Source organism: Nonomuraea sp. NPDC050786, from assembly GCF_040654115.1.
GTDB lineage: Bacteria > Actinomycetota > Actinomycetes > Streptosporangiales > Streptosporangiaceae > Nonomuraea.
The window spans coordinates 296048-313189 of the sequence record NZ_JBFAHJ010000008.1 but is presented as its reverse complement, the minus strand read 5'-3'; the positions used below and the strand labels follow the sequence as shown (position 1 = coordinate 313189).

General features: G+C 70.7%; 16 protein-coding genes. 6 read left to right on the top strand and 10 right to left on the bottom strand.

Going from position 1 to position 17142, the window contains the following annotated elements:
- Window positions 1-4 precede the first annotated feature (4 nt).
- Genes AB0H84_RS18510 through AB0H84_RS18490 form a run of 5 tightly spaced genes read right to left on the bottom strand, consistent with a single transcriptional unit; the run spans window position 5 to window position 4737 of the window.
- Window positions 5-1279, bottom strand: coding sequence for a glucarate dehydratase family protein (locus tag AB0H84_RS18510; RefSeq protein WP_357604975.1), 1275 nt, complete (start codon window positions 1277-1279; stop codon window positions 5-7).
- A complete protein-coding gene (locus tag AB0H84_RS18505) occupies window positions 1276-1671 on the bottom strand; it encodes a universal stress protein (protein ID WP_357604972.1) in 396 nt (131 codons plus the stop codon). The genes AB0H84_RS18510 and AB0H84_RS18505 overlap by 4 nt, the downstream gene beginning before the upstream one ends.
- The gene (locus AB0H84_RS18500; RefSeq protein ID WP_357604969.1) at window positions 1668-3200 is read right to left on the bottom strand and encodes a tripartite tricarboxylate transporter permease; all 1533 of its coding nucleotides are present in this window, start codon (window positions 3198-3200) and stop codon (window positions 1668-1670) included. The genes AB0H84_RS18505 and AB0H84_RS18500 overlap by 4 nt, the downstream gene beginning before the upstream one ends.
- Window positions 3201-3209: 9 nt before the next feature.
- Window positions 3210-3713: a tripartite tricarboxylate transporter TctB family protein gene (locus AB0H84_RS18495; RefSeq protein WP_357604966.1), complete on the bottom strand. Its 504-nt coding sequence runs from the start codon at window positions 3711-3713 to the stop codon at window positions 3210-3212.
- 16 nt (window positions 3714-3729) lie between these two features.
- Entirely contained in the window at window positions 3730-4737 is a 1008-nt protein-coding gene (locus tag AB0H84_RS18490) for a tripartite tricarboxylate transporter substrate binding protein (protein WP_357604963.1), read from the bottom strand.
- Window positions 4738-4872: 135 nt separating this feature from the next.
- On the opposite strand from AB0H84_RS18490, the gene AB0H84_RS18485 reads away from it, so the two are divergent.
- From AB0H84_RS18485 to AB0H84_RS18470, 4 genes are all read left to right on the top strand, one after another.
- A complete protein-coding gene (locus AB0H84_RS18485) occupies window positions 4873-5790 on the top strand; it encodes a LysR family transcriptional regulator (protein WP_357604960.1) in 918 nt (305 codons plus the stop codon).
- A gap of 132 nt (window positions 5791-5922) precedes the next feature.
- A complete protein-coding gene (gene kdgD, locus AB0H84_RS18480; protein WP_357604957.1) occupies window positions 5923-6837 on the top strand; it encodes a 5-dehydro-4-deoxyglucarate dehydratase in 915 nt (304 codons plus the stop codon).
- Between the two features lie 3 nt (window positions 6838-6840).
- Window positions 6841-8163, top strand: coding sequence for an enolase C-terminal domain-like protein (locus AB0H84_RS18475; RefSeq protein ID WP_357604954.1), 1323 nt, complete (start codon window positions 6841-6843; stop codon window positions 8161-8163).
- A gap of 66 nt (window positions 8164-8229) precedes the next feature.
- Complete coding sequence (locus tag AB0H84_RS18470; RefSeq protein WP_357604951.1) at window positions 8230-9087, top strand: NAD(+)/NADH kinase; 858 nt, start codon at window positions 8230-8232, stop codon at window positions 9085-9087.
- Window positions 9088-9090: 3 nt separating this feature from the next.
- Here AB0H84_RS18470 and AB0H84_RS18465 read toward each other — a convergent pair whose 3' ends face one another.
- A complete protein-coding gene (locus tag AB0H84_RS18465; protein ID WP_357604948.1) occupies window positions 9091-10371 on the bottom strand; it encodes a YibE/F family protein in 1281 nt (426 codons plus the stop codon).
- A gap of 108 nt (window positions 10372-10479) precedes the next feature.
- On the opposite strand from AB0H84_RS18465, the gene AB0H84_RS18460 reads away from it, so the two are divergent.
- Both AB0H84_RS18460 and AB0H84_RS18455 read left to right on the top strand, forming a co-directional pair.
- Window positions 10480-11187: a DUF72 domain-containing protein gene (locus AB0H84_RS18460; RefSeq protein ID WP_357604945.1), complete on the top strand. Its 708-nt coding sequence runs from the start codon at window positions 10480-10482 to the stop codon at window positions 11185-11187.
- On the top strand, window positions 11188-12159 hold the full coding sequence (locus tag AB0H84_RS18455; RefSeq protein WP_357604943.1) for a magnesium transporter CorA family protein: 972 nt from the start codon (window positions 11188-11190) through the stop codon (window positions 12157-12159).
- Here AB0H84_RS18455 and AB0H84_RS18450 read toward each other — a convergent pair.
- The 4 genes from AB0H84_RS18450 to thrS form a co-directional block, all read right to left on the bottom strand.
- The gene (locus tag AB0H84_RS18450; protein WP_357604940.1) at window positions 12054-12605 is read right to left on the bottom strand and encodes a DUF1850 domain-containing protein; all 552 of its coding nucleotides are present in this window, start codon (window positions 12603-12605) and stop codon (window positions 12054-12056) included. The two genes, AB0H84_RS18455 and AB0H84_RS18450, sit on opposite strands and share 106 nt — an antisense overlap.
- 11 nt (window positions 12606-12616) lie before the next feature.
- A complete protein-coding gene (locus AB0H84_RS18445) occupies window positions 12617-13567 on the bottom strand; it encodes a TAXI family TRAP transporter solute-binding subunit (RefSeq protein WP_357604937.1) in 951 nt (316 codons plus the stop codon).
- A complete protein-coding gene (locus AB0H84_RS18440) occupies window positions 13564-15630 on the bottom strand; it encodes a TRAP transporter fused permease subunit (RefSeq protein WP_357604934.1) in 2067 nt (688 codons plus the stop codon). The genes AB0H84_RS18445 and AB0H84_RS18440 overlap by 4 nt, the downstream gene beginning before the upstream one ends.
- Window positions 15631-15798: 168 nt before the next feature.
- A complete protein-coding gene (gene thrS / locus AB0H84_RS18435; protein WP_357605064.1) occupies window positions 15799-17043 on the bottom strand; it encodes a threonine--tRNA ligase in 1245 nt (414 codons plus the stop codon).
- Window positions 17044-17142 lie beyond the last annotated feature (99 nt).

Genomic DNA, 17142 nt, shown 5'->3' with positions numbered 1-17142 from the left:
GCGGTCACCAGCGGGAGGTGTTGGGGGTGAAGTCCGGGACCACCGTGCGCATGTAGGCCGTGTCCTCGCGCCCGCGCTGCCCGCACCGTACGTACTGCTCGTGCAGCACCTCCAGCGCGTCCTCGTCCAGCTCCACCCCCAGGCCGGGACCGGTCGGCACGGCCACGCTCCCGCCGCGGAACTCCAGCGCCCCCGGCTTGACGACCTCCTCCGTCTTCCACGGATAGTGCGTGTCGCAGGCGTAGGTGAGATTGGGGGTGGCGGCCGCCAGGTGGGTCATGGCGGCGAGGCTCACGCCGAGGTGGGAGTTGGAGTGCATCGACAGCCCCATGCCGAACGTCTCGCAGATGCCGCCCAGCAGCGCCGAGCGGCGCAGCCCGCCCCACAGGTGGTGGTCCGACAGCACGACCTGTACGGCGTCGGCGGCGACGGCGGGCTTGAGGTGCTCGAAGGCGATGACGCACATGTTGGTGGCCAGCGGGATGTCGGTGTGCCGGGCAACCGCCGCCATGCCGTCGATGCCGGGCGTCGGGTCCTCGAGGTACTCCAGGACGCCGGCCAGCCGCTTGGCCACCTTGATGGAGGTGTCCACGGTCCAGGCGCCGTTGGGGTCGATGCGCAGGGCGTGGCCGGGGAAGGCCGCGGCCAGCGCCTCGACGGTCTCGACCTCGTGCTCGGGCTCGAAGACGCCGCCCTTGAGCTTGATGGCGGTGAACCCGTACTCGTCGACCATCCGCCGGGCCTGGGCCACCATCTGCTCGGGTGTGACGCCCCGCCCCCACGAGTCCTCGTCCTGGCCGGGGTGCCCCTCCCACTTGTAGAACAGGTACGCCGAGAACGGCACCCGATCGCGTACGGCGCCGCCGAGCAGGTCGCTCACCGGGCGGCCGAGCACCTTGCCCTGCAGGTCCAGCAGCGCCACCTCGAACGGCGCGGCCACGGTGTCGACGGCGCTGGAGACCTCCAGCATGCCGCCGAAGCTCGCGCCCGCGCCCCCGGTGGACGCGCCGAGCGTCTCCACGACGACGCGCCGGAGCCCGTGCGCGTCGAACGCGTCCAGGCCGGGCAGAGCGGCGGCGACGGCGTCGAGACGCTCGAGGTGGGCCTGGTCGGCGTACGTCTCGCCGAGTCCCACCAGCCCGGAGTCGGTGTGCGCCTGGACGATCGCGCGCAGCACGAACGGCTGGTGGACGCCGACGACGTTCAGCAGGGGAGGGTCGTGGAAGGCGACGGGGGTGACGGTCACCCTGCTGATGCGTCCGGCGTCGCGCGCGCTCACTGGGGCGCCTTCACCGTCAGGACGGGGACGCTGGCCTCCATGAGGATGCGCTGCGCCTCACTCCCCAGGATGAACTTGCCCACCAGTGACCGGTGCCGCAGCCCGATCACGATGAGCGTGCCGCCGGTCTCCTTGACGAGCGCCTCGAACGTCTCGGGCAGGTCGTCGTCGTGGAGCGGCTGGCGTACCTCCGCGTCCACGCCGGCGGCCCGCGCGCGGTCGAGCAGCGCGCTCGAGGCGCTGTCGTCGATCTTGTGCTCGTCGACGGGCGCGCCGCGGCGCGGGGAGTTCACGATGATCACGCGCTCGGAGCGCAGGGCGCCCTCGCGCAGGCCCGCGTCGACCGCGGCCTCGCCCTCGGGCGTGGGCAGGTAACCGACGAGGATCGTCATGACGTCTTCTCCTCAACTGGAGGGTCAACTGGGGGGTCGACTGGGTCGGAGGTCTTGCGGCGCACGGCTTTCCGGATCAGCGGCAGGAACGCGACGACCAGGACCAGGGCGAGCACCGTTCCGGAGATGGGGCGGGTGAAGAAGCCGGTCGGGTCGCCGCCGAAGATCAGCAGCGCCTGCCGCGAGGAGTTCTCGATCATCGAGCCCAGCACGAACGCCAGCACCAGCGGTCCCGGCTCGAAGCCGAACTTCTTCATCAGATAGCCGAGCAGGCCGAAGGCGATGACCAGGAAGACGTCGTAGACCTGGTTGTTCACGGTGTACGCGCCGAGCAGCGTGATGAGTACCGTGATCGGGGCCAGGATCGCGGGGCGCACCCGCAGGATCTTCACGAAGACGCCGACCATCGGGATGCTCATGATGAGCAGCAGGATGTTGCCGATGTACATCGAGTTGATGACGCCCCAGAAGACGTCGGGGTGCTCGGTGACGAGCTGCGGCCCCGGCTGGATGCCCTGGATGAGCAGCGCCCCGAACATCAGGGCCATGGTCGCGTTCGCCGGGATGCCGAGGGTCAGCAGCGGGATGAACGACGAGGTGGCGGCGGCGTTGTTGGCCGTCTCCGGCGCGGCCACGCCCTCGACGGCGCCCTTCCCGAAGCGCTCCGGCTGCTTGGCGCGCCGCTTCTCGAACGCGTACGCCGCCAGGGACGACAGCACGGCGCCGCCGCCGGGCAGGACGCCCAGGATGAAGCCGATGAGCGAGCCGCGCCCGATCGCGCCCCCGGACTGGCGGAGGTCCTGGCGTGACGGCCACACGTTGCCGACCTTGGCCGGCGCGTGCACCTTGTTGTGCCGCTCCTCGAGGTTGTAGAGGATCTCGCTCAGGCCGAACAGGCCCATGGCGATCGGGATGAAGTCGATGCCCTCGGCCAGGTTCAGGCTGTCGAAGGTGAAGCGCTCGGCGCCCGTGAAGGTGTCGCGGCCCACGGTCGCGATGAGCAGGCCGACGCAGGCCGCGATGATCGCCTTGAGCTTGTTGCCGTTGCCCACCGAGGAGATCAGCAGCACGCCGAGCACGCCCAGGGCCGCGTACTCGGGCGGCCCGAAGTCGAGCGCGAAACCGGCCACGACCGGGGCCAGCACCGTCAGGCCGACGATCGAGACGGTCCCGCCGATGAAGGAGCCGATGGCGGCGATGCCCAGCGCGGTGCCCGCCTTGCCCTGTCTGGCCAGCGCGAACCCGTCGAAGACGGTCACGACGGAGGACGCCTCGCCGGGGAGGCGGAGCAGGACCGAGGTGATGGTGCCGCCGTACTGGGCGCCGTAGAAGATGCCCGCCAGCATGATGATCGCCGAGACCGGCCCGATGCCGTACGTGATCGGCAGCAGGATGGCGATCGTCGCGCCGGGCCCGAGGCCGGGCAGCACGCCGATGAGCATGCCGATGATGACGCCGATGAGGCAGTAGAGCAGATTGCTCGGCTCCAGGACGACGCCGAAGCCGTTGAGGATGGGGGAGATGTCCATGTGGCTTTCTCAGATGAGGCGTGGGAGCGGGACCTGGAGCAGCACGACGAAGAGCAGGTAGAACGCGGCCACGGTCAGGACGCTGACGACGATGGAGGAGCGCCACGACTCCTTGCCCAGCCAGCGCAGCCAGACGAACACCAGCAGCAGCGACGGGATCTCGAAGCCGATCAGCGGCAGCAGCACCGCGAGCAGCACGAGCGTCACCAGGCCCACCGCGGTGAGCAGGCTCGCCTTCGAGAACCGCTCGGTGTCCTCGAGCCGGCGGCCGGTCACGACGAGCGTCGCCGACAGCACGACGATGACGACGCTGATGGCGAACGGCCACAGGCCGGGGCCCGGCTGGGTCAGGCGCCCGAGCCCGAGCGCGAAGGAGCCGATCGCGCCGGCGACGCCGACGGCCAGCGCCACGAGGGCGGCGGCCACCTGTGAGAGGGGACCGGCGTGCGGGGGCCGGGTCTCCTCGGCGACCTCTTCTTCGACCTGTTCTTCAACAGGGTCGGTCATGGACATGCTCGCTCCTTGGAACTTATCCGGCCAGGCTGATGCCGTACTTGCTGAGCTGCTCCTTGTACGTGGTGGTGTCCTTCTGCAGGGAGTCGAGCACCTCCTGCGGGGAGACCTCCATCGGAGTGAGCGAGTTCTCCTCGTTGAACTTCTTGTACTCCGGCGTGGCGAACGTCTTCTTGGCGGCCTCCAGCAGGCGGGCCTTGACCTCCTCGGGCGTGCCCTTGGGCGCGGTCAGGAAGCGGTACTGCGTGACCAGCACGTCGAAGCCCTGCTCCTTGGCCGTCTTGACGTCCGGCAGGTAGGGGATGCGCTTGTCGGAGAAGACCGCGAGCGGGACGAGCTTGCCGGCCTTGATGTTCTCGACGGCCTCGCCGATCTGCATGGTGGAGACGTCGACCTGGTTGCCGAGCAGGGCGGTCAGGGCCGGGGCGCCGCCGTCGAAGGGCACGGCCGTCGCCTCGATGCCGGCCGTCTTGAACGTCAGCGCGGAGGCGAGCTGGGCGCCCGTGCCGACGCCGGTGGTGCCGTAGCGGATGGTCTTGCCCGCCTTCTTCATGTCCTCGATGGACTTGAAGCCGGACTGGGAGTTGGTGGCCATGACGTAGTCGTCACGGGAGACGCCGGTGATGACGTCGAACGAGTCGATCTTCGTGGCCTCGGCGGGCGACACCGTGAGCGGCGTGATGGTGAAGAGTGAGGCGTTCTGGACAGCGATCTTGTAACCGTCGGGCTTGGCGGACTGGAGCTCCTTGGCGTTGAGCGCGCCGTTGGCGCCGGGCTTGTTGAGCACCGGCGTGGAGACGCCGAGCTCCTTGCCCATGCCCTGGGCCAGCGCCCGGGTGATGAGGTCGGTCGAGCCGCCCGCGGACGCGCCGACGCTGAACTCGATGTTGCCCGTCGGATATTTGCCGTCGCCGCCACCGGAGGACGTCGTCTTGACACCGCCGCACGCGGTCAGCGCGAGCGCCGCGGCGGCGCCGATGACTCCCGTGAGAAGGCGGCGGCGGGTCGTCCGGGATGTCGGCATGGGGCTTACTCCTTCTGACGAGCGGCTGTATGGAGGTTACGTGGTGGTTTCCGCTTCGTAGTCTCCGGAGACTAGGTACCAGCCTCGATGCCTGTCCAGGCTCAATTCGGTATCAGGTGATACTCTGTCGGCATCATGCTTACCCTCGATCAAATCCGAGCATTTGTGGCGGTCGCCGAGGAGCTTCACTTCGGCCGGGCCGCCGATCGACTCCGCATGACGCAGCCCCCGCTGAGCCGCCACATCCAGAAGCTCGAGCGCGCGATCGGCGTGACCCTCCTCGAACGCGACAACCGTCGCGTGGTGCTCACCGACGCCGGGCGCGGCTTCCTGGAGGACGCACGGCGCATGCTCACGCTCGTCGACACCGCGGGCGACCGCGCGCGCCGCATCGCGAAGGGCGCCACGGGCACCGTACGGCTCGGGTTCACCGCGGTCTCGGCCATCAGCATGCTCGGCGTGCTCCTGCGCCGGCTGGCGGAGGAGCTCCCGGAGATCGACGTCATCCTCCACGAACGGGTGACCGCCGGGCAGGTCGACGGCATCCTGCGCGGCGAGCTCGACATGGGCCTCGCGCGACCGCCCTTCGACATCGCCACGCTCCACTCCCGGGTCGTCTTCCGCGAGCCGCTGTGCGCCGTGGTCCCCGTCGGTCATCCGCTCGCCGGCCTCGACCGGCCGCTCGCCCCCGACGACTTCGACGGCCTGCCGGTCATCAGCTACAACCCCGTGCAGTCGCGTTACTTCCACGAGCTGACCGTCCGGTTCTTCACCAACGCCCACCCGAGGATCGAGCAGCAGGTGCATCAGATCCTCACCGCCGTGCTGCTCGTGGCGGCCGGGCGAGGCGTGGCGCTGGTGCCCGCCAGCGCTCGTTCGCTCGGCATCGAGGGCATCGTCATCCGCGATCTGGTGCGGGGCGGCGGCGACCCGCCGGACAACGGCGACGGCGTCGCGGGCAAGCCGGTCGAGCTGCACGTCATCTGGGACCAGGCCTCGACCAACCCGGCACTGTGGCGGGTGCTCGAGCTGCTCTCCGACCCCCGGCCATGATGCCCTGTCGGTATCGTCGGATACAGAATCGCACTTGGACAGGAATCCACCCTCCTTCTTAGCCTGATCGGCGTCAGCCCTAACCGGCGGCGCGGGGGGATCCCACGGCCGCGTGTCAACCAGAGGACGGTCATGCCGAATTTCTCGCCGCAGGAGCTCGCCACTCAGCTCAAGAGCGGCCTGCTCTCGTTCCCCGTGACCCATTTCACCGAGGACCTGCAGTTCGACGAGGCGGGCTACCGTGACCACCTGGCCTGGCTGAGCTCGTACCCGGTGGCCGGGCTGTTCGCCGCGGGGGGCACCGGCGAGGGCTTCTCGCTGACCGCCGCCGAGATCGACCGGGTGGTGCGGGTGGCGGTCGGCGAGGTCGACGGCAGGGTCCCGGTCGTGGCCCCGGCCACGGGCGGCACCGCGAGCGCCGTGGCGCAGGCCCAGGCCGCCGAGGCCGCCGGCGCCGACGGGCTGCTGCTCATGCCCCCGTACCTCACCGAGGCCGGGCAGGACGGCCTGGTCGAGCACGTCTCCGCGGTCTGCCGCGCCACGAACCTCGGCGTCATCGTCTACAGCCGGGCCAACGCGATCCTGCACGACCGCGCCGTCGCGGCCCTGGCCGACCGGAACGCGAACCTCGTCGGGTTCAAGGACGGCGTCGGCAGCATCGAGCACCTCACGCGCATCTACGCCTCCGTCGGCGACCGCCTGGCCTACATCGGCGGCCTGCCCACGGCCGAGACGTTCGCGCTGCCGCTGCTCCAGCTCGGCATGAGCACGTACTCCTCGGCGATCTTCAACTTCGTGCCGCAGTACGCGCTCGACTTCTACGCCGACGTCCGGGCCCAGGACCGCGACGCGGTCTACCGGCGCATCAAGGAGTTCCTGATCCCGTACCTGGACATCCGCGACCGCCAGAAGGGGTACGCCGTGTCGATCATCAAGGCGGGCCTGGCCGCCGTGGGACGCCCGGCCGGACCGGTGCGCCCGCCGCTGCAGAACCTCACCGACGGCGAGCTCGCCGAGCTGACCGCCCTCATCAACAAGATCAGCTAGCTGATGGCTCCCACGATCCAGCGCGTCGAGGTCGTCCCGGTGGCCGGGTACGACAGCATGCTGCTCAACCTCAGCGGCGCCCACGGCCCGTTCTTCACCCGCAACGTCGTCATCACCACCGACTCCGACGGACGCACCGGTCTCGGCGAGGTGCCCGGCGGCGAGGCGATCCGCCGGACCATCGAGGAGGCCGCCGACCTGCTGGTCGGGCAGCCCGTGGCGGGCTACCGCAGCCTGCTGCGGTCGGTGGCGGCGCGCTTCGCCGACCGGGACGCCGGCGGGCGCGGCGCCCAGACCTTCGACCTGCGCACCACCGTCCACGCGGTCACCGGCCTGGAGTCCACCCTGCTCGACCTGCACGGCCAGTACCTCGGGCTGCCCGTGGCCGAGCTGCTGGGCGAAGGCCGTCAGCGCGACCGGGTGCCGATGCTGGGCTACCTCTTCTACGTCGGCGATCCGGGCAGGACCGACCTCCCCTACCTGGTGGACGACGCGGGCGACGACTTGTGGTCCCGGCTGCGGCGCAAGGAGGCGCTCACGCCCGACGCGGTGGTCGCGCTGGCCGAGGCCGCCCAGGAGCGCTACGGCTTCACCGACTTCAAGCTCAAGGGCGGGGTGCTGGCCGGCGAGGAGGAGGTCGAGGCCGTCAAGGCGCTGGCCCGCCGCTTCCCCGACGCGCGCGTCACCCTCGACCCCAACGGCGGCTGGCTGCTCGCCGACGCGGTCCGGCTCTGCCGCGGGCTGGGCGGTGTCCTCGCCTACGCCGAGGACCCGTGCGGCGCCGAGGGCCGCTTCTCGAGCCGGGAGACCATGGCGGAGTTCAGGCGGGCCACGGGCCTGCCCACCGCGACCAACATGATCGCCACGGACTGGCGGGAGATGGCCCACGCCGTACGCGCCGGCGCGGTGGACATCCCGCTCGCCGACCCGCACTTCTGGACCATGGCCGGCTCGGTCCGCGTCGCCCAGCTCTGCCACGACTTCGGGCTGACCTGGGGGTCGCACTCCAACAACCACTTCGACATCTCGCTGGCCATGTTCACGCACGTCGGAGCGGCCGCCCCCGGGGAGATCACGGCGCTCGACACGCACTGGATCTGGCAGGACGGGCAGGCCCTCACGACCCGGCCGTTCCAGATCACCGACGGCGCGATCGACGTGCCGGACACCCCCGGGCTCGGCGTCGAGCTCGACCGCGCGGCGCTGGCCGAGGCCCACGAGCTCTACCTCCGCCACGGACTCGGCGCCCGCGACGACGCCGTGGCCATGCAGTACCTGGTGAAGGGGTGGACGTTCGACCCGAAACGCCCCTGCCTCCTCCGCTGACCCCCGGGCGCCGGGCGGGGCTCCTCGAGTCCCGCCCGCTCGCACACTTCGCCTAATGTTGGCCTCATGGGCATGGTCGGGACGGTCGGGCTGGTGCTGCACCCTCAGCGCGACTCCAAGAAGGCGATAGACACCATCCTGCGCTGGGCCGGCGAGAAGGGTGTCACGGTGCTCGGCCTGCCCGAGGAGGTCGGGCGCATCGACTGCACCGCCGTGCCCGTCGAGGCCGACGCCCTCGTCGAGCGGGCTGACCTGCTGGTCGGGCTCGGGGGCGACGGGACGATGCTGCGGACCATGCGGCTGCTGGCCGGGCGGCCCACCCCCATCCTCGGGGTCAATCTCGGCAAGCTCGGGTTCCTGGCCGAGATCGACGTGGACGAGCTCGCCGACACGCTCTCCGCCATCGACGGCCACCGCTACACGGTCGAGTCGCGCATGGCGATCAGGAGCCGGATCAACGGCAAGGACGTGACCGCCTTCAACGACATCGCGCTCGTCCGGATCCCGGGGGAGGGGCTGGCGGCGATCTCCGTCACCCCGGCCGGCAGCGACTTCGTGCGCTACGCCTCCGACGCGGTGATCGTGGCCACCTCCACCGGCTCGACCGCCTACAGCTTCTCCGCCGGCGGGCCCATCGTCTCGCCCCGGGTGGAGGCGGTGCTCGTGGTGCCGGCCGCCGCGCACTCGGCGTTCAACCGGGCGCTGGTGCTGCCCGCCGACGAGGACGTGACGCTGGAGGTGCTGCCCACCAGCGGGCGGCTGGCCGTGGAGGTCGACGGGGCCGTGGTGGCGCATCTGTGCCCCGGCGACACGGTCACGGTGGCCGCGTGGCCGGGGGCGGCGAAGGTCGTCCGGCTGGGCACCACGTTCTACGAGCGGGCCCGCCGCAAGCTGCGCGTGGACGGCAGCATCGAGGCCTACTGACCGTCAGGTGCGGGCCCTCCTGCGGTGCCGGGCAGAGCGCCCCGGCGGAGCGGAAGCGTCCTGGCGCGGCGTGAAGAGGTCCTGGCGCTCCTCATGCGGCGCGAAGAAGCCGTCGTGGGCCTCCTCGGCGGGCTCCTCCTCCGGGTGGTGGCGGGAGGCCGTCAGGGCCGCCAGCGCCGTGGTGATCGGGACGGCGGCGATGAGGCCCAGCGTGCCGACGATGCTGCGGACGATCTCCTGCGCGATGACCGGCGTCGTCAGCACCTCGCCCAACGGCTGCTGCCCGATGCTGAACAGCAGCAGCAGCGGCAGCGACGCCCCGGCGTACGCCAGGATGATCGTGTTGATGACCGACGCGATGTGCGCCCGCCCGATGCGGCCGGCCGCCCGGTAGAGGCGGGCGAAGCCGTACGAGGGGTTGGCGTGGGCCAGCTCGGCCACCGTCACCGCCTGCGTGACCGTGACGTCGTCGAGCACCCCCAGCGCGCCGATGATGATGCTCGCCAGCAGCAGCCCCTGCGTGTCGATCTTCAGGCTCATGTCGAGCATGAGCGCGCTGTCGTCGGTGATGCCGTTGAGCCGGGCGAACCCCAGCGCCCCGTACGACAGCAGGCCGGTGAGCGTCAGGCTGGCCAGCGTCCCCAGCACGGCCATGGACGTGGCCAGCGAGAAGCCGTGCGTGAGGTAGAGCACGGTCAGCATGATCGCCGCCGCCCCGACGATGGCGACCAGCAGGGGCGGCTCGCCCTCCAGGATGCCGGGGATGACGAACGTCAGCAGCAGCACGAACGTGACCGCCAGCCCGACCAGCGCCGTCACCCCGCGCCAGCGGCCGAAGGCGATAACCGCCAGCGCGAACGCCGCCCCGAACATCCACAGCGGCGCCGTCCGGTCGTGGTCGGAGATCTGGTACTCGCCGTCCGCGTCGCGCAGCAGGATCACGTCGTCGCCCGCGGCGAAGCGCTGCGCGCCGGGCCCGCTGGGCAGCCGGAGCGTCACGACCTCGCCGCCGTCGGCCCGGACGACGGCGTTGCCGCAGGTGGCGGGGTCGGGCTGCGGCGCGCCTTCCGAGGCGGCGGGGCAGCGCCCGAGCTGCACGCCGGTGATCGTCCCGGTGACGCGCTGCACGCCGGACGGCGCGGCGGCGGTCTCGGCCTCCCTGCCGTCCGGCCAGAGCCAGAGCAGGGCCGCCAGTGTGATGACCGCCAGCGGCACCAGCACGGCCAGACCGGCCACGACCGTCCGCCGGGAGCTGGGGGGAAGATGCGCGTGATCGGCGCCCAAGTCAACGTCCTCCTCGGGGGGCTCCTCCGGGGACTCCTCGGGGGCTCCTCCCGGGACTCCTCGGGGGACGACAGTACTGCACGCCGTCCCCTTGGGTAGGCGTCAGGCATGTCGTGGCTGGTGGGCACCTCGGGATGGCAGTACAGGCACTGGCGCGGGCTGTTCTATCCGGAGGGCGTGCCGCAGCGGCTCTGGCTGGAGATGTACGCCGAGGAGTTCCCGACCGTCGAGAGCAACAACGCGTTCTACCGGCTGCCGAGCCCCGAGACGTTCGCGGCGTGGCGGGAGCGCACGCCCGACGGGTTCGTGATGGCGGTCAAGGCCAGCAGGTTCCTCACCCACATCAAGCGGCTGGCCGATCCCGAGGAGCCGGTGGAGCGGCTGATGAGCCGCGCGGCGGAGCTCAAGGACAAGCTCGGGCCCATCCTGCTGCAGCTCCCGCCGACGCTGAAGGCCGACCCGAGCAAGCTCGACCGGTGCCTGCGCTGCTTCCCCGCGGGCGTGCGGGTGGCCGTCGAGCCGCGGCACGAGTCCTGGTGGACGGAGGAGATCCGCGAGATCCTCCTCGCGCACCAGGCCGCCCTGTGCTGGGCGGACCGGCTGGGCAAGCCGCAGAACCCGCTGTGGCGCACCGCCGACTGGGGCTACGTGCGCCTGCACGAGGGGCCGGCCCACTGGTCGTACGGCGACACCGCGCTGAAGACCTGGGCGAGACGCCTGCACGAGGCGGACTGGCGGGACGCGTACGTCTACTTCAACAACGATCCTGAGGGGGCGGCGGTGCGGGACGCGCGAAGGTTTGCCAGACTTTCCTAGGTGCACACGCGTCTGTACAGGAACGGCGTCCTCGAGAAGGAAGGGTTCCCGGTCGGGGAGGTCTCCGACTACGTGGGCGACCCCCACAACACCGTCTGGTTCGACCTGTGCGGCCCGTCGCCCGCCGACCTCGGCGTGATCGGCGAGGAGCTGGGCCTGCACGAGCTGGCGCTTGAGGACGTGCTTACCGACCATCAGCGGCCAAAGGTCGATATTTACGACAACCATTTGTTCATCACGGTCTACGGTGTGCACTTCGCCCACGACCGGCTCGAACCGGTCGAGGTCAACGTCTTCGTCACCGCCAACGCCCTGGTGACCGTCCGCGAGAACGAGCACTTCGACATCGGCGAGGTGGTCAGGCGCTGGGACGCCGCCGCCCGCCTGGCCGGGCACGGCGTGTCGTTCCTCCTGCACGGCCTGCTCGACTACGTGGTGGACAGCCAGTTCGACCTGGTGCAGGACCTGGACTCGCAGGCGGAGGCACTGGAGGAGTCGCTGTTCGCGGAGGACGGCGTGCGCGACGCCAGGGCGCTGCAGCGCAGGATGTACGAGCTGCGCAAGGACACCGCCCGGCTGCGCAAGGTCTCGATGCCGATGCGCGAGGTGATCGGCTCCCTGCTCCGCCGCGACCAGGACCTCATCGCCGACCCCGTGATGGCCCCGTACTACGAGGACGTCTACGACCACGTCCTGCGCACGGCCGAATGGGTGGAGTCCATCCGCGACATGCTGGCCAACATCCGCGAGACCCGCCTCTCCCAGCAGGGCTTCCGGCTGAACGAGATCATGAAGCGGCTCACGGGCTGGGCCGCGATCATCGCCGTGCCCACCGCGATCACCGGTTTCTACGGGCAGAACGTCCCCTACCCGGGCGAGGGCCAGCAGTGGGGCTTCTGGGTCTCGCTGATCCTGACCGCCGCCGTGTCCGTATGGCTGTACACGGTCTTCAAGAAGAAGGACTGGCTGTAGGAAGGCCCGCACGGCTCGCTCCTGACGTCCAGCCGCGCTTCCACGGTCAGCCGCACCCGGGCCGCACCGGAGGCGGGATAGAGGGGCAGGCAGCGGCCGCCCGAGGCGAGGGTCCTGCGGCCGATCGAGGTGGTGAGCAGCGACAGCTCCTCGTACGTGGCGGGCTCGGCGAGACGCAGCACCCACGCGCCGTCCGGGGTGCGCGTGCGCGTCCCGTCCAGCTCGTAGTAGTCGAGGACGCTCTCGTTTGCCGACACGACCGCCCGCATGGTGAAACGACGCCCCTCCACGGTGAACACCTCCGCGGAGGGCGCCTTGTAGATCGAATGCACGTACAGGATCGAGAAGGCGCCCGACACGACGGGCAGGCCGTTCACCGTGGGGCGCCCGGCACCGGCGCCGGAGCAGACGCCGGAGCAGAGCGCCGCCACCGCCGCGAGCGCCATCAGCGGCTTCGTCAGCCCTTTTCCTTGTAGTAGCGGGCCGCGCCGGGGTGCAGCTGGACCGGCGCGACCTCCTGGGCCAGCTTGACGTCGAGCTTCTTGGCCTCCGGGTGCACGGCCGACAGTTCGGCCTTCTTCTCGAACAGGGTCCTGGTGATGTCGTAGGCGAGCTGGTCGCTCATCTCGGAGGGCACCAGGAGCACGTTCGGGATGACGACGGTCTTGATCGTGCCGCGCAGCTTGTAGACGGACGACAGGTCCACGTCGTGCCCGGAGTACTGCTGGCCGTACGTGGACTGCATCTTCGCCAGCACGTCGCCCGTGTCGAGGATCTTGATGTCCGGCTTGCTGGTGGCCAGGTCGGTGATGCCCGCCGTGGGCAGGCCGCCGACCCAGAAGAACGCGTCGATGGTGCCGTCCTTGACGGCCTGCACCGCCTCGGTGATCGACAGCTGCTGCTTGGTGATGTCGGTGTCCGGGTTGATCCCCGCCGATAGCAGGACGCGCCTGGCCACGACCTGGGTCCCGGAGTTGGCCGGGCCGAGCGAGACGCGCTTGCCCTTCAGGTCGGCCACCTTGGTCGCGCCGACGCCGGGCGCGACCACGACGTGCGCGTAGTTGTCGTAGAGGCGGGCGATGGCCTTGACCGGCTGCTTGGAGGTGAACGTGTCCTTGCCGTTGACCGCGTCGGCCGCGGTGTCGGCCTGCGCGAAGCCGATGTCGGCCTTGCCGGAGGCGAGCAGCTTGATGTTCTCGACGGAGGCGGACGTGACCGACGCGGTGGCCTGGGTGTTGGCGATGTTGGCCGACAACTGCTTGGCCAGGCCCCCGCCGTACACGTAGTAGACGCCCGTCGTGCCGCCCGTGGCGATCGACAGCCGGTTGCCCGAACCGCCCGCGCCACCACCGCCGCAGCCCGCCGCGGCCAGCACGGTCGCTGCGAGTATCGCGAAGATCCGCTTCACGCTGGGTCCTTCCTTTTTCTTCTGACGAGGTGCACGGCCGCGGCCACGGCCAGGACGGCCAGGCCCGCGATGATGGGGACGGGCTCGAGGAACAGCAGCAGGACGGCGGCCACCGCCGCGAGCACCCGCTCCGGCCAGCCGGTGAGGCCGCCGGTGGCCAGGGCGAGGGCCGCCACGGCGATCGCCGAGACGGCGGTCATCAGCAGCACGGTGCCGATCGGCCCCTGGCCGAGCAGCGCCTGCCCGTTCGGCGTCAGCACGAAGGCGAACGGCACCAGGAACGCGGGCAGCGTGTACCGCCAGGTCATCATCATCGTCCGGTACGTGTTGCCGCCGGTGATCGCGGCCGCCGCCACCGCGGACAGCGCCGTGGGCGGGCTCACCTCCGACAGCACCGCGTAATAGAAGACGAACATGTAGGCCTCGGCCTTCGTGACGCCGAGGGCCAAGAGCGCGGGACCGATGATCACCGCGGCGATGATGAAGCTGGCGGTGACCGGCACGGCCAGGCCCAGCAGCATGACCGCGACGCCGGACAGGACCGTCGTCAGGATCAGGTTGCCCGCGGCGAGGTCCACGATGATGTCGGCGAGGTTCAGCCCGAGGCCGGTCTGCGTGATGATGCCGACGATGATCCCGGCCGCCGCGCACACCGCGGTCACCGGCAGCACTTCGAGGGCGCCCTTGGCCAGCGCCTGCGCGACGCGCTTGGGCCCCATCCGGTGCTCCGGGTCGAGGAACGACAGCGCGAAGGCGATGCCGGTGGCGATGACCACCGCCTGGAACGCCGACCTGTCCAGCGCCATCAGCACGATGATGAGGATGAGCGAGCTGAAGTGGTAGCCGAAGCGCAGCAGCAGGCGGCCCGCCCTGGGGGCGTCCACCTCCACGGCGTGCGTGCTGAAGCGGCGCGAGTCGATCTCGATGGCCAGGAAGATGCCGAGGTAGTAGAGGATCGTGGGGATCGTCGCGTACAGGAGCACCTGCAGGTAGCTGACCTGGAGGTATTCGGCGATGATGAACGCCGCCGCGCCCAGCGTGGGCGGCGACAGGATGGCGCCGATGCCACCGGCCGCGAGGATGCCGCCCGCCGGCTCCTTCGGGTAGCCCGCCCGGCGCAGCACCGGCCAGGCGACGCTGCCCAGGCTGACCGTGGTGGCCACGCCCGACCCTGACACGGTGCCGAGCAGGAATCCGGCCGTGGTGACGGTACGGCCGGGGGCGGCGCGGGACTTGCGGAAGGCGGCGAAGCTCAGGTCGATGAAGAACCGGCTCGCGCCCGAGAAGTCGAGCACGGCCCCATAAATCGTGAAAAGGATGATGTAACTGGCGGCGACCTGCATGGGGACGCCGAAGAAGCCCTCGGTGCCGGTGTAGAGCTGCGACACGATCTGCTCGAGGTCGAATCCTCGGTGGCCGATCGTCCAGTTAATCGGCAAATATGAGCCGTAATAGGCATAAATCAGGAAAATGACGCAGATGATGGTCAGAGACCAGCCGACGGTGCGCCGTACCGCCTCCAGGAGCAGCACCGTCAGCGCGAGGCCGGCCGCGATGTCCACGCCCGTGAGCGCCGCGCCGGAGCCCCGCACACGGAACGCCTCGAAGTCGAAGAGCGGGTAGACCAGCACGGCCAGCGCGACGGCGGCCAGCACCCAGTCGGCCACGGTCGGCCGCTCGCCCACGGCCGGCGGCTCGCCCCCGGTCGGCCGCTCGCCCCCGGCCGGCGGCTCGCCCCCGGTCGGCCGCTCGGCCACAGCGCCGGTGTCGCCGCCGGTGTCGCCGCTGGTGCCGGCGCCGGTGTCGCGCCTGAGCAGGCGCCGCGCCAGCGGCGGCACGCCCGACCGGTAGCAGAGGAAGACCAGCGGCAGCGCCGCCGCCAGGAACGTCATCCGGTGCTCGATCGCCTCGATCGGCCAGAACACCACCACCAGCGAATAGGCCGACAGCAGTCCGCCCACGATCCACACGCCGCGCCGAAGACCTCCGCTGAGCTCCCGTGCCGGGCGTTCCTGTTCGTGAGCGGAAACAAGCTCGGCCTCGCGGTCGCTCAGCTCGGTCAAATCGTCCTCCCCGACAAGGCGTTGCAGCGGACTTTACGAGCCGCCCAGACGCTGGGGGAAGACTCCGTTACCTTTTCGATTTCCCGAGCCTCGGAACCGAGTCCTGGAACCGAGTCCTGGAACCGAGTCCTGGAACCCGGTCCTGGAACGCAGTCCTGGAACGCAGTCCTAGAACAAAGGCCGCGATTCCTCCGCGAGCCGCTCCACGGGGACCTCACCCGCCTGGCTGCCGTCGCGGAGCCGTACCGACGCGCCGCCGCTCGCCGCCTCGCGCGGCCCCACCACCAACTGGTACGGCACCAGCCGGTGCGCCCTGATCCTGGCCCCGAGGCTGCCCCGGTCGGCGGGCGCCAGCTCCGCCCGCAGCCCGGCGGCCACGCAGCGGCGCAGCAGGTCCTCGGCGGCCGGCGCCTCGGCGTCCGACAGCGGCAGCACCACGGCCTGCACGGGCGCCAGCCAGGCGGGGAACGCGCCCCCGTGGACCTCGATGAGGTGTGCGAGCAGGCGCTCGATGCTGCCGACGACGCTGCGGTGCACCATGACGGGGCGCCCGCCCCCGGCGTGGCGCAGGTCGAAGCGCTCCGGTTGGAAGAAGTCCACCTGGACGGTCGACAGGCTGCTCTCGCGGCCCGCCGGGTCCACGATCTGGATGTCGATCTTGGGGCCGTAGAAGGCGCCCTCGCCGCGCTCCTCGTCGAAGTCGCGGCCGCGCTCGTTCAGCACGTCGCGCAGGATCGCCTCGGAGCGCGCCCACAGGCCCGGGTCGTCCACGTACTTGTCGCCGTCGCCGCGCAGCGACAGCCGGTAGCGGGCGGCGCGGATGCCGAGCTGGGCGTGCGCGGCCTCGACCAGGTCGAGGGCGCCCGCCACCTCGGCGGCGGCCTGCTCGGGCGCGCAGAACACGTGGCCGTCGTTGAGCTGGATGGCCCGCACCCTGGTCAGGCCGCCCAGCACGCCGGAGAGCTCGGAGCGGTACTGCCCGCCCAGCTCGGCCAGGCGCAGGGGCAGCTCGCGGCGGCTGCGCCCGCGCGAGCGGTAGATGAGCGCGTGGTGCGGGCACAGGCTGGGGCGCAGCACGAACTCCTCGCCGCCCACGCTCATGGGCGGGAACATGTCGTCGGCGTAGTGCGCCCAGTGGCCCGATCTCTCGTACAGCTCGCGTTTGCCGAGCACGGGCGAGTTGACGTGCTGGTAGCCGTTGCGGCGTTCGAGCTCGTGGACGTAGTCCTCGATGGCCTTGCGCACGGCCGCGCCCGCGGGGAGGTAGTAGGGGAGGCCGGAGCCGATCAGCGGGTCGGTGTCGAAGAGGGCCAGCTCGCGGCCGAGTCTGCGGTGGTCGTTCATGATCGTCCTTCTCGTGGAAAGGGCGAACGACCAGACTCCCGGGCGTCCGCCCGGGAAGCATGGATTCAGCGCGCCGGGACGGTGTCCGGCGTCGTCGTGACGAAGGCGCGCTGCATGGATCTCACCGTAACATCCGGGTGCGCCCGTGAGCTCATGAAAAAAAGCTTC